This window comes from Citrobacter sp. Ce129 (assembly GCF_030334545.1).
GTDB classification, from domain to species: Bacteria; Pseudomonadota; Gammaproteobacteria; order Enterobacterales; family Enterobacteriaceae; genus Citrobacter; species Citrobacter europaeus.
Genome location: NZ_JAOWDS010000072.1, coordinates 18,428 through 29,123 on the forward strand (window position 1 = coordinate 18,428; position 10,696 = coordinate 29,123).

Consider the following 10,696-nt stretch of genomic DNA (forward strand, 5'->3'; position numbering starts at 1 on the left):
CAATGTTGTGGCGAATGTTACGACAATCCTGGGGGCGCAATCTCCGGCGCAAGGGGCTGGCTATTGTAACCGTCTTTCTTGCTTCCAGCCTGATCTCCGCACTGCTGGCGGTGTCGATTGATATTGGCGATAAAATGTCCAGAGAGCTGAAGTCTTATGGTGCCAATATTTTGATTGAACCAGCCGGGCAGGCGGCACTGCCTGCGCTTTTCAGTGAAAACAGTAATCCACTCTCAGAACAGGATTTCCTGGATGAAGTGGAACTACCAAACATCAAGGATATTTTCTGGCGTAACAACATTGTCGGCTTTGCTCCTATGCTCGGCGGTGATATCGACATCGACGGCAAAAAAATACGTATTCTTGGCACCTTCTTCAGTCAGCCGGTGGATATTCCAGATGAAGAAGGGTTTGAAACGGGGCAGAAAACGGTAAGCCCGTTCTGGCAGGTTACTGGCCAATGGCCACAGGAGCCTGTTGGTGATGTCCCTCAAACATTGGTTGGCCATGCGTTGGCACGACAAACGGGCTGGAAGCCAGGCGATCAACTGGTAATTCGTACCAGTAAAACAGCGTTGAACGTGACCGTCAGCGGAATCCTCTCTAGCGGCGGGGATGAGGATAACCAACTGGTTATGCCGTTGCGCACGGCGCAAGCGCTGCTTGGTTTACCCGGTAAAGTGCAGGCTATTCGTGTCTCGGCGCTGACGGTACCGGAAAATGAGCTGTCGCGCCGGGCGCGTGAAAATCTTGACGCATTGAATGCTGAAGAATACGACCTTTGGTACTGCACGGCCTATGTCTCGTCCATTGCACATCAACTGGAGGAGGCTATTTCTGGTGCAGAAGTCCGTCCAGTGTGGCAGGTTGCTGCATCCGAAGGGGTCGTTATCGATAAAATTCAGTTGCTGATGGCGGTCGTGACCGTCGCAGCACTGGCGGCTTCGGCGATGGGAATTGCGTCCCTGATGACCAGCACCATTATGGAACGCGCTAAAGAGATCGGCCTGATGAAGGCGCTTGGCGCGCATCAATGGCAAATCATGCTGCTGTTCTATCTTGAAGCCGCTTCCAGTGGACTGGCCGGGGGAGCATTGGGATGTATAGCTGGTTGGGGAATGGCGAAAGCGATTGGCTTGATGCTATTTGCTGCACCACTGAATTTTGCCTGGATTGTGGTGCCATGTGTACTGGTGATTGCGGTCCTGATTGCCCTGATTGGCACCTGGTTCCCGGCTCGGCGTATTGCCCGCCTGTATCCTGTGGAGGTGCTGTATGGCCGCTAAACGGACAATGCTCTGGTTACTGGTATGGCGGGCGCTGCGTCTGCGCTTTCAGCGGGTTAGCGTGGTATTTGCCGCATTGATGGTGGGGGCGACCATTGTGACCGCGCTGTCAGCGGTGTGGTTCGACATCAATACCAAAATGAGTGAGGAATTACGAACTTTTGGCGCAAATTTCTATATCGGGCCAAGCCATGGCTCCAGTATGCCGCAGCAAGAGCTGCAGACCATTTTAGATCAGGCGCCACAAGGCCTGGTTCATGGAGCCAGCCCATGGCTATACGGTATGGCGCGCACCGAGCTGGAAAAGGTGGTGATTGTCGGCGTGTGGTTTGAATCCTTACAAAAGCTGGTGCCGTACTGGCAGGTTCAAGGGAGTTGGATTGGCGTCAGTTTCGACGATCGCAATGCGATGATAGGCGTCAAACTGGCAGAGCGCCTTAATGTCCAGCCGGGCGATAGCATTATTCTGGTGGATCACAATCAGCGTAAAAACTTACAGATTAAAGGCATTGTTGAAGCCGGTGATGCGACAGATAACATGTTGATTGTGAGTCTTGATGTGGCGCAGGCGTGGCTGCATCAGCCCGATAAAATCAGCCATGGACTCATGAGTGTCAGTAATGATGTCGGCCAGGTGGAAAACTTTGCCAGCCGTTTACAGGTTCAATACCCGGACCTGGAAATACGCCCAATCCGGAAAGTCTCTGCTTCAGAAGGACAGGTGCTGGATAAGATAAAAGGCTTAATGGGGCTGGTTTCGGTCGTGATCCTTGCACTGTCATCTTTGTGTGTGAATACCACGTTGATGGCCATTGTTGGTGAGCGAGCCCGGGAGTTTGCGCTGCAAAAAGCGTTGGGAGCCAGCAACGGCGATATTGTCCGGCAAATCCTTCTGGAAACCTGCATTATCGCGCTGGCAGCAGTGGTTTGTGGGTGGTTATTAGGGTACGTGTTAGCCCAATTGCTTGGGCTGACCGTATTTAATGCCGCTATTTCACTACGCTGGCCAGTGCTGCCGGTCACCCTGACATTATCTTTACTGGTCGCCATTCTGGCGGCGATTGTCCCGGTCCGTCGTGCGGTCAGCGTCGAACCCGCAAAAGTGTTGAAAGGAGAGTAACGCCATGTCCGTTATGCAGACCCCGTCAATGGCAATAGAAACCCGCCATTTATATAAACGGTTCGGCGATGTTACCGCCTTAGATAATATCAACCTGCAAATAGTGCAGGGCGAGTTTGTCGCTATTATGGGCGCCTCAGGTTCAGGGAAAACGACACTGATGAATATTCTGACTTGCCTGGATACTGCAACAGAAGGTCAGGTATTTTTAGATGGGATAGATGCTGCCGCACTGGATGAAGAGGGGCGCCGCCGTTTTCGCGCAGAAAAAATAGGGCTGGTGTTCCAGCAGTTTCATCTGATCCCGTTTTTAACCGCGCTGGAGAATATCATGTTGGCACAGCACTACCACAGCGTTGTGGATGAAGCTGCTGCCAGAAAGGTTCTGGAACAGGTGGGGCTTGGACACCGGGTAACGCACCTGCCGAGTCAACTTTCCGGAGGGGAACAGCAACGGGTGTGCATTGCCCGGGCTCTGGTCAATGAACCGCCGGTAATTTTTGCCGATGAACCCACGGGTAACCTTGATGAAGAGAATGAACAGCGGGTGCTCGATCTACTCACAGATCTGCATCGTCAGGGGCGTACGATTGTGATGGTGACACATAACCCGGCGCTTGGGTTGTTTGCCGATCGTATTATCCGTCTGCAACATGGCAAATATTTGGGTGAGGAGGCTAATCAAAATGCGCTGGATTAACATATTAACTCTCGCCACTTTGGTTCTGATTAGTGGATGTAAGGAAGAGAAGTTGGCGGTTGGACAGCAAGCCCCGGCGCTGGCAACATTCGACTTGCAGGGCGGAGAGGCCGGGCTTGAACGCTGGCGTGGAAAGGCTGTTTATCTAAACTTTTGGTCGGCGAGTTGCGGTGGCTGTCTTGCCGAATTGGACGCGCTGGAAGCGCTAAGTAAAAAGTGGGGTGATAAGGTTGTGGTGGTGGCAGTGAATACCGATCCGGCGACGGTTAAAATAGATGGCTTACTGGCGAAACATCAGGTTTCTTACCCGGTACTTCGCGATCAGCTTAAGATTTCCCAGGAGCGCTATCAGGTCATCGGTACGCCAACCTCTGTGTTGATTGACAGGGAAGGTCGCGTGCTGGAATTACACCAGGGGATGCGGAAATCATCTGAGTTAGATGCGACGTTTGCGCGCATGGCCGCCCGATGAACGCGATACAGAGAGAAACGCTATATGGCATTCCGGTGGAATAAAGAAAGTCTGGCCGTCCTGCATGAAAATGCAGGTGTTCTTACGACGGAGCAGATTGCACTGATGCTTCGCACCAATATTACGGTTGTGCGCAATATGGCGTATCGACTGAAACTCAGCCTGCGGGTATCCGCCTACAATCAAAAACGTATTGAGCAAGTACAAACTCTCTATACGTCTTCTGAACCATTAAATCTGAAAGAGATTGCAGCAAAAACCGGACTGACATTCAGTACGGTGCAGTACATTGTATATGTGAAATTAAAAAGTAAACCGTATACCAAACGGGAATACGTTTCCTTTGAAACTGACGATGCGGTTCATTATCGGATACAACGGGAGTTCATTGATACTGAACGTTCCCTTCTGCACAACATTCCAGATAATACACGCTTTCATCAATTGTACCTGACAGACGGAACTTTATATTCTGCACGTAATATTCGCAGTGAAGTGATTATCTCCGATTAATCGGATGGCATATTTCGTTACCCGACGAAGCAAGTATTCATATTAGCGTTTAACCTGGCTTATCTTTTTTTGTGGGAAAATAAAGAATGGCCAATGTATACGCGTATGAATCCGCTCTGGTGATGATGATTACCGCCACGTTTGTCCTCGCCGGGATGGTGAAAGGCGTTACGGGTATGGGATTGCCCACCGTGGCTATGGGGATCCTGGGGTCGCTTATTTCGCCGGTTGCCGCGGCAGCCATGCTGCTGTTGCCTTCACTGATTAGCAATCTTTTTCAGTTTGGCGGTGGCGGAAATACGCGTCAATTACTCAGACGACTATGGCCAATGCTGTTGACGGTGGTGGTAGCGACACTGCTTGCCAGCGCGTGGATTACCGGTGGCGACACCACCCGTACCCAGTTTGCGCTCGGCGTGGCGTTGGTGGCTTACGCTATCTGGACGCTGGCTGGAAAGAAAATCGCGGTGGCTCCGCAGCATGAAAAATCGTTTTCCCTCGTCATTGGATTTGTGACCGGCTTATTGACTGGCGGAACCGGCGTGTTTGTAATGCCCGCCGTACCCTGGATCCAGTCATTGGGGTTTGAGAAAGATGAACTGGTACAGGCGCTCGGGATCTCTTTTACGTTTTCGACCCTGGCATTGGCGCTTGGTTTGTGGTGGCACAATGCGCTGCCCGTACAGTCGCTAAGCTTATCGGCGTTGGCCATTGTTCCTGCGCTGATTGGTCAGTGGTTAGGAACCCGTGTGCGACGGGTTATTTCTCCTGTTGTGTTTAAACGCTGTTTTCTGTTTTGTCTGGTTGGGTTGGGTATGGAGATGATGTTGCGAGCGGCGTGACCGGTGCGGTGACTTTGGGGCGCTATCATGGCATTGTTACTTCAGACATTCAGGGGCAAAGAGGTCGCTATGGCATCAGAGATGTTAAGTGAAGAAGAGGGCGCTCTGGAGTCGCGAATGGCGCTCACTGCGGCCGCTATGGCCGATAAATCGCGCTCGCGTATGCTGTGCGCCTTGATGGATGGCCGCGCCTGGACCGCAACCGAACTTAGCGCTGTGGCGGATGTATCAGCGTCGACTGCCAGCGCGCATCTGGCGCGTCTGTGCGAACAACGCTTTGTTGTGGCGCTTGCGCAGGGCAGGCATCGTTATTTTCGCCTTGCAGGTTCCGATATTGCTGAACTGCTGGAGCGTTTGATGGGGGTGGCGTGGGCGACATCAACGCCCCGCAAAATCACGACGCCGCCAGGCTTACGGCATGCACGAACCTGCTACGATCATCTCGCCGGGGAGGTGGCGGTGAGGCTGTTCGACACGCTGGTTTCCCGTCAGTGGTTAACGCCGGATGGTGAAACGCTAACGCCGCTTGGGCAGGAAAAGCTGGCCCGGATGGGGATTGTCCTGGCGACGGGTTCATCCCGGCGGAAGCTAACTTGCGGTTGTCTGGACTGGAGCGAACGACGTTTCCATCCCGGCGGCGAGCTTGGCGCATCGCTGCTACGCTGGATGACTGACCTGCGTTGGATAAAAACGGAACTCAATAGCCGACGCGTCACCTTCACTCCGCTTGGCATTCGCAAACTCGAAAGCGAGTTCGGTGTTAAAGCGACACGGTAGATGGTTCGTTTTGCGAAAGCGTTCCCGGAAATATGTCATATTTCTGTCACACTCTGTTGTGATTGATAACAACAAGAGGTCGTAGGGATGAATAAATCGTTAATCGCCACAGCCGTGGCAGGCGCTGTATTATTGTCAGCCGCCGCGCAGGCGCAGACCGCGCCGGAAGGCTATCAGCTTATGCAAGTATTGATGATGAGTCGGCATAACTTACGCGCACCTTTAGCCAACAATGGCAGCGTCCTTGAGCAGTCGACCCCAAAACAATGGCCAGAATGGGATGTCCCCGGAGGACAACTCACCACCAAAGGCGGTGTGCTGGAAATCTATATGGGCCACTACATGCGAGAGTGGCTGGCAGAACAGGGGATGGTGAAATCGGGAGAATGTCCGGCACCGGATACGGTTTATACCTATGCTAACAGCCTGCAGCGTACGGTTGCTACGGCGCAGTTTTTTGTCACCGGTGCTTTCCCGGGGTGCGATGTTCCGGTCCATCATCAGGACAAAATGGGCACCATGGATCCCACATTTAACCCAGTGATCACTGATGATTCCGCCGCTTTCAGCCAGCAGGCCGTGCAGGCAATGGAGAAAGAGCGCAGCAAAATGCAGCTCAACGACAGCTATCAGTTGCTGGAGCAAATGACTGACTACAAAGACTCACCGTCCTGCAAAGAAAAACAGCAGTGTTCCCTGACCGATGCCAAAGATACATTTAGCGCGAAATACCAACAAGAGCCTGGGGTTTCGGGGCCGCTGAAAGTAGGGAACTCTCTGGTTGATGCCTTCACGCTGCAATATTACGAAGGCTTCCCGATGGACCAGGTTGCCTGGGGGGAGATTAAATCCGATCAGCAGTGGAAGGTTCTGTCGAAGCTGAAAAACGGCTATCAGGACAGCCTGTTCACCTCCCCAGAAGTGGCGCAGAACGTGGCTAAACCGCTGGTGAAATATATTGATAATGCGCTGGTTACTGAACGCGCGAAAGCGCCGAAAATAACGGTGCTGGTGGGGCATGACTCCAACATCGCATCGCTGCTCACCGCGCTGGATTTCAAACCATACCAGCTTCATGACCAGAACGAGCGTACGCCGATTGGCGGAAAGATTGTCTTCCAGCGCTGGCATGACAGCAACGCAAATCGTGATCTGATGAAAATCGAGTACGTGTATCAGAGCTCGCAGCAGTTGCGTAATGCAGACGTTCTGACGCTGAAATCCCCGGCGCAGCGCGTAACGCTGGAGCTGAAAGGGTGTCCGATAGATGCGGATGGTTTTTGCCCGATAGATAAGTTCGACAGCGTGCTGAATGAGGCGGCTAAGTAAAAGAAAAACTCCCCCGTGTTCGCGGGGGAGTCTGAGCGCTAAACGTTTTTACGTTCGATAGTCTGTTCACCCCAAAAGAGCGAATCTTTGTCTGTTTTCTCAAAGGCTTTGATGAGTACCTCGTCGCTACCTTCTTCCCAAATTTTTTCCGCCAGCTTCTCGTCATAATGCGCGACTTCAAAAATGGCTTCGGCTATTTCCGGCGATGTATTGCGCAGACTTGCCCATTCGCCGACGCGATGGGCTTTCGCTTCTTGAGTTGGCATTCGAATCCTCCTGTTGAAGATTAGCCGTTGAGTTTTACTGCCAGACCAGCGACATATTCACCCTGATAGCGGGCGATAGATAACTCTTCCTGACTTGGCTGGCGAGAGCCGTCGCCTCCGGCGATAGTGGTTGCGCCGTAAGGGGTACCGCCGCGAACTTGAGAGACATCAAACAGCTCTTGCGCTGCGTAACCGATAGGCACGATTACCATCCCATGGTGGGCAAGCGTAGTCCAGGTTGATGTAATGGTTTGTTCCTGACCGCCGCCGGTCCCTGTCGAGCTGAATACGCTGGCGAGCTTGCCGTACAAGCCGCCTGACGCCCACAGCCCGCCTGTCTGATCGAGGAAGGTGCGCATCTGACCGGACATATTGCCAAAGCGTGTAGGGGTACCAAAAATAATAGCGTCGTAATCAGCCAGTTCTTGCGGGGTTGCGACTGGTGCGTTTTGTGTTTTGCCACCAGCCTTAAGGAATATCTCAGGCTGCATGGTCTCTGGTACGCGCTTAATAATCACTTCCGCGCCATCTACCTTATTTGCGCCTTCTGCGACTGCATGGGCCATAGTTTCAATGTGTCCGTACATGGAATAATAAAGCACCAGAACTTTTGCCATTTTACACTACTCCTCGAGTTAACCGTGTCCGTAGCGACTCGCTACCTACCTTTAAAGATATGACGTACTGTCAGGAGTGCAAATTTCACAATCACTTCTTTGATTTATAACAATTTTTATAACAACCTCTCTTGTTGCAAAATGATACATATTTAACCGGGTAAAATTCGGTAGTCATAAGAAAGACTTATTGATTTCTCAGTGTGACTATTTCTTGAACATCATCAATCCTGTTGCAGGATATTACAGTTAGCGGCCGCCCAGGCCACGCTTCACTATGCTTAATCCCACGCAGTTATTTTCAGGGCATAGCCCATAACGCTGCGTGAGGTATCACTCCTCAGTACCTATGCAATATGATGTCTAATCAATGACGGAGGTCAGTAATGGCAAACCATCGGGGCGGTTCCGGTAATTTTGCGGAAGACCGCGAAAGAGCATCAGAAGCAGGTCGAAAAGGTGGCCAGCACAGCGGGGGCAACTTTAAGAATGACCCGCAACGCGCTTCAGAGGCAGGTAAAAAAGGGGGCAAAAATAGCCACGGCAACAACAAATCGTAATTGTCGGGCTATCTGTCAGATATGTCGTGACGGCTGAAGTTCAGAGCCAGACGTTACGTAGCCACCTACCGCCGCCGGTTTGTTCCGGCGGTTTTTTTTGTCTGCAAGGTTGAACTGTAACAAAACGCAACGCAGACTAATGACATTCAGTTACTCGGGTGTCTCATGTCATTACTATCTCGTTATTCCTTCTCTGTTAAACCTCAGGAAGCGATCCTCATTGTGATCACCATGTTCTGGGGTGGCACGTTTCTGGCGGTGCAATATGCCGTTACCCTGAGCGGGCCTTTTTTCTTTGTTGGTGTCCGTTTTGCCACCGCCGCGCTGGCGGTCGCGCTTTTGTCTTTACGCACATTGCATAAGCTGACGTGGCTGGAAGTTAAAGCAGGCGTTGCGATCGGTATCGCAATTGCGCTGGGCTATAGTTTGCAAACCTGGGGGCTACAGTTTATTCCCAGTAGCAAATCGGCTTTTATTACCGCGATGTACGTGCCGTTGGTACCGCTTTTACAATGGCTGTGTCTGGGACGTATCCCCGGACTGATGCCGTGTGTCGGCATTGTGCTGGCCTTTATCGGGTTGATTTTTCTCGCCGGACCGGGAGGCAATTTGCTGGCTTTAGGCGAAGGCGAGTGGATAACACTTGCTGGCGCGGTGGCGATTGCGGCTGAAATTATCCTGATTAGCGCGTGGGCGGGAAAAGTGGATGTACGTCGGGTAACGGTAGTGCAACTGGCGACCGCTTCGATAGTGGCGTTTATTGCGATGGGCCCGGCCAAAGAGACCGTACCGCCAATGTCTACCGGATTGCTGGTTGTGGCGCTGGGGCTCGGAATTTTCAGCGCGATTATTCAGGTCACCATGAACTGGGCGCAGCGCAGCGTTTCGCCGACGCGAGCGACGGTAATTTATACCGGTGAGCCGGTGTGGGCCGGGATTTTTGGTCGTCTGGCGGGTGAACGCTTACCTTTACTTGCCTTGCTTGGCGCGGCATTCATTATTGTTGGTGTGCTGGTCAGTGAGCTGAAGTTCAAAAAGAAAAAAGCGCAGCCGCAAGAGGCGCCGCCGGAATCGCTTTAATTTAACCATACACCGCATGATTTGGTATGCTGACGCCCTCACAAGAAGGAGAGGGCGCATGGTCCAACGCGCAGAGAAAAAAACAGGTAAGCGCTCGCAGGCCGTCAGTGCAAAACGCCAGGCCATATTAACCGCGGCATTAAATATCTTCTCCCAATATGGGATCCACGGCACGCGTCTTGAACAGGTTGCTGAGCAGGCGGGCGTATCAAAAACCAATCTGCTTTATTACTACCCGTCAAAAGAGGTGCTTTATATCGCTGTTTTACGGCAAATCCTCGACATCTGGCTGGCTCCGTTGAAGGCTTTTCGCGAAGACTTTGCGCCGCTGGTGGCCATTAAAGAATACATTCGCCTTAAGCTGGAAGTATCGCGCGATTACCCGCAGGCCTCACGGCTGTTTTGTATGGAGATGCTGGCTGGGGCGCCTTTATTGATGGCTGAACTGGAGGGGGATCTTAAAACGCTGATTGACGAGAAATCCGCGCTGATTGCCGGTTGGATAAAAAGCGGAAAACTGGCTCCGGTCGATCCGCATCATCTGATTTTTATGATTTGGGCTTCAACCCAACACTACGCCGACTTTGCCCCGCAGGTCGAGGCGGTGACGGGCGCAACGCTGCGTGATGAAGCCTTTTTTAACCAAACGGTGGAGAACGTACAGCGGATGATTATTGAAGGGATCCGCGTACGTTAACTGGCTGGCGGCAACGGGCAGCTTAAATCACCCTCTTCACACTGTAACAGTGAGGCGAGAAACGCTTCGCGCTCGTTGGTTTTATCGGTCAGGCACTGGCTGGATATCATCGCCTGGGCGCTACCGCCTTCGGTGCCAGAACTGATTAACGCGCAGTCTGCATCGCGCAGGGTTATCCATGAGGTTTGCGCTTTTTTCAGTAAATCTCGCTGGGTTGGGGCGGCGCGCTTCAGCGCATTCTGATACGTTTCATTAAGTTTAGCGTCGGCCACCTTATATTGCTCTGCTGCACAGGTGTTCATCTCAATCTGCGTGTTCGCGTTGGCGCAGTCATCCGCCAGCGCCTGGCCGCTCAGCAGCAGCGCTGCACATGTCAGTACGATTCGTTTCATGCTTCCCTCTGACTTCATAAAAAAAGGCCCCGTTACCGGAGCCTT

The 10,696-nt window shown here is 52.3% G+C and carries 14 protein-coding genes; 11 read left to right on the forward strand and 3 right to left on the reverse strand.

All coding sequences use genetic code 11. The annotated features are described in order from the left end of the window. Positions 1 to 2: 2 nt before the first annotated feature. The 8 genes from OGV77_RS19005 (at position 3) to agp (ending at position 7,039) form a co-directional block, all read left to right on the forward strand. Complete coding sequence (locus OGV77_RS19005) at positions 3 to 1,286, forward strand: ABC transporter permease (RefSeq protein ID WP_043015848.1); 1,284 nt, start codon at positions 3 to 5, stop codon at positions 1,284 to 1,286. Beyond that, positions 1,276 to 2,406 carry an ABC transporter permease gene (locus tag OGV77_RS19010; protein WP_141110901.1) on the forward strand — a complete coding sequence of 377 codons (1,131 nt, stop codon included), beginning with the start codon at positions 1,276 to 1,278 and terminating at the stop codon, positions 2,404 to 2,406. Before OGV77_RS19005 ends, OGV77_RS19010 begins: the two co-directional genes overlap by 11 nt. Before the next feature lie 4 nt (positions 2,407 to 2,410). Next, the gene (locus OGV77_RS19015) at positions 2,411 to 3,106 is read left to right on the forward strand and encodes an ABC transporter ATP-binding protein (RefSeq protein WP_043015850.1); all 696 of its coding nucleotides are present in this window, start codon (positions 2,411 to 2,413) and stop codon (positions 3,104 to 3,106) included. Continuing rightward, entirely contained in the window at positions 3,093 to 3,578 is a 486-nt protein-coding gene (locus OGV77_RS19020) for a TlpA family protein disulfide reductase (RefSeq protein ID WP_141110900.1), read from the forward strand. The genes OGV77_RS19015 and OGV77_RS19020 overlap by 14 nt, the downstream gene beginning before the upstream one ends. A 24-nt stretch (positions 3,579 to 3,602) precedes the next feature. Then, positions 3,603 to 4,091, forward strand: a complete 489-nt coding sequence (locus tag OGV77_RS19025) for a hypothetical protein (RefSeq protein WP_043015852.1) — start codon at positions 3,603 to 3,605, stop codon at positions 4,089 to 4,091. Positions 4,092 to 4,177: 86 nt separating this feature from the next. Beyond that, complete coding sequence (locus tag OGV77_RS19030) at positions 4,178 to 4,933, forward strand: sulfite exporter TauE/SafE family protein (RefSeq protein WP_043015853.1); 756 nt, start codon at positions 4,178 to 4,180, stop codon at positions 4,931 to 4,933. 69 nt (positions 4,934 to 5,002) lie between these two features. After that, a complete protein-coding gene (locus tag OGV77_RS19035) occupies positions 5,003 to 5,710 on the forward strand; it encodes an ArsR/SmtB family transcription factor (RefSeq protein ID WP_087050885.1) in 708 nt (235 codons plus the stop codon). Between the two features lie 87 nt (positions 5,711 to 5,797). Next, a complete protein-coding gene (gene agp / locus OGV77_RS19040; RefSeq protein ID WP_043015855.1) occupies positions 5,798 to 7,039 on the forward strand; it encodes a bifunctional glucose-1-phosphatase/inositol phosphatase in 1,242 nt (413 codons plus the stop codon). Positions 7,040 to 7,077: 38 nt separating this feature from the next. On the opposite strand, the gene OGV77_RS19045 is transcribed toward agp, so the two are convergent. Beyond that, positions 7,078 to 7,305: a YccJ family protein gene (locus OGV77_RS19045; protein ID WP_003036015.1), complete on the reverse strand. Its 228-nt coding sequence runs from the start codon at positions 7,303 to 7,305 to the stop codon at positions 7,078 to 7,080. Positions 7,306 to 7,325: 20 nt separating this feature from the next. After that, a complete protein-coding gene (wrbA, locus tag OGV77_RS19050) occupies positions 7,326 to 7,922 on the reverse strand; it encodes an NAD(P)H:quinone oxidoreductase (protein ID WP_003832057.1) in 597 nt (198 codons plus the stop codon). Positions 7,923 to 8,308: 386 nt separating this feature from the next. Here wrbA and OGV77_RS19055 point away from each other — a divergent pair, with 386 nt between their 5' ends. From OGV77_RS19055 to rutR, 3 genes are all read left to right on the forward strand, one after another. After that, positions 8,309 to 8,482 (forward strand): con-10 family general stress protein, encoded by a 174-nt coding sequence (locus tag OGV77_RS19055; protein ID WP_003036022.1) that lies wholly within the window; start codon positions 8,309 to 8,311, stop codon positions 8,480 to 8,482. A 165-nt stretch (positions 8,483 to 8,647) separates the two neighbouring features. After that, positions 8,648 to 9,562 carry a DMT family transporter gene (locus OGV77_RS19060; protein WP_043015856.1) on the forward strand — a complete coding sequence of 305 codons (915 nt, stop codon included), beginning with the start codon at positions 8,648 to 8,650 and terminating at the stop codon, positions 9,560 to 9,562. A gap of 58 nt (positions 9,563 to 9,620) precedes the next feature. Beyond that, positions 9,621 to 10,259, forward strand: coding sequence for an HTH-type transcriptional regulator RutR (rutR, locus tag OGV77_RS19065; protein WP_043015857.1), 639 nt, complete (start codon positions 9,621 to 9,623; stop codon positions 10,257 to 10,259). On the opposite strand, the gene OGV77_RS19070 is transcribed toward rutR, so the two are convergent. Next, the gene (locus OGV77_RS19070; RefSeq protein WP_043015858.1) at positions 10,256 to 10,651 is read right to left on the reverse strand and encodes a lysozyme inhibitor LprI family protein; all 396 of its coding nucleotides are present in this window, start codon (positions 10,649 to 10,651) and stop codon (positions 10,256 to 10,258) included. The two genes, rutR and OGV77_RS19070, sit on opposite strands and share 4 nt — an antisense overlap. Positions 10,652 to 10,696 lie beyond the last annotated feature (45 nt).

What these genes read in the sequence shown, in the direction of transcription:
- OGV77_RS19005 (WP_043015848.1), top strand. Translation starts at nt 3, where the DNA reads ATGTTGTGGCGAATGTTACGACAATCCTGGGGGCGCAATCTCCGGCGC.
- OGV77_RS19010 (WP_141110901.1), top strand. Translation starts at nt 1,276, where the DNA reads ATGGCCGCTAAACGGACAATGCTCTGGTTACTGGTATGGCGGGCGCTG.
- OGV77_RS19015 (WP_043015850.1), top strand. Translation starts at nt 2,411, where the DNA reads ATGTCCGTTATGCAGACCCCGTCAATGGCAATAGAAACCCGCCATTTA.
- OGV77_RS19020 (WP_141110900.1), top strand. Translation starts at nt 3,093, where the DNA reads ATGCGCTGGATTAACATATTAACTCTCGCCACTTTGGTTCTGATTAGT.
- OGV77_RS19025 (WP_043015852.1), top strand. Translation starts at nt 3,603, where the DNA reads ATGGCATTCCGGTGGAATAAAGAAAGTCTGGCCGTCCTGCATGAAAAT.
- OGV77_RS19030 (WP_043015853.1), top strand. Translation starts at nt 4,178, where the DNA reads ATGGCCAATGTATACGCGTATGAATCCGCTCTGGTGATGATGATTACC.
- OGV77_RS19035 (WP_087050885.1), top strand. Translation starts at nt 5,003, where the DNA reads ATGGCATCAGAGATGTTAAGTGAAGAAGAGGGCGCTCTGGAGTCGCGA.
- agp (WP_043015855.1), top strand. Translation starts at nt 5,798, where the DNA reads ATGAATAAATCGTTAATCGCCACAGCCGTGGCAGGCGCTGTATTATTG.
- OGV77_RS19045 (WP_003036015.1), bottom strand. Translation starts at nt 7,305, where the DNA reads ATGCCAACTCAAGAAGCGAAAGCCCATCGCGTCGGCGAATGGGCAAGT.
- wrbA (WP_003832057.1), bottom strand. Translation starts at nt 7,922, where the DNA reads ATGGCAAAAGTTCTGGTGCTTTATTATTCCATGTACGGACACATTGAA.
- OGV77_RS19055 (WP_003036022.1), top strand. Translation starts at nt 8,309, where the DNA reads ATGGCAAACCATCGGGGCGGTTCCGGTAATTTTGCGGAAGACCGCGAA.
- OGV77_RS19060 (WP_043015856.1), top strand. Translation starts at nt 8,648, where the DNA reads ATGTCATTACTATCTCGTTATTCCTTCTCTGTTAAACCTCAGGAAGCG.
- rutR (WP_043015857.1), top strand. Translation starts at nt 9,621, where the DNA reads ATGGTCCAACGCGCAGAGAAAAAAACAGGTAAGCGCTCGCAGGCCGTC.
- OGV77_RS19070 (WP_043015858.1), bottom strand. Translation starts at nt 10,651, where the DNA reads ATGAAACGAATCGTACTGACATGTGCAGCGCTGCTGCTGAGCGGCCAG.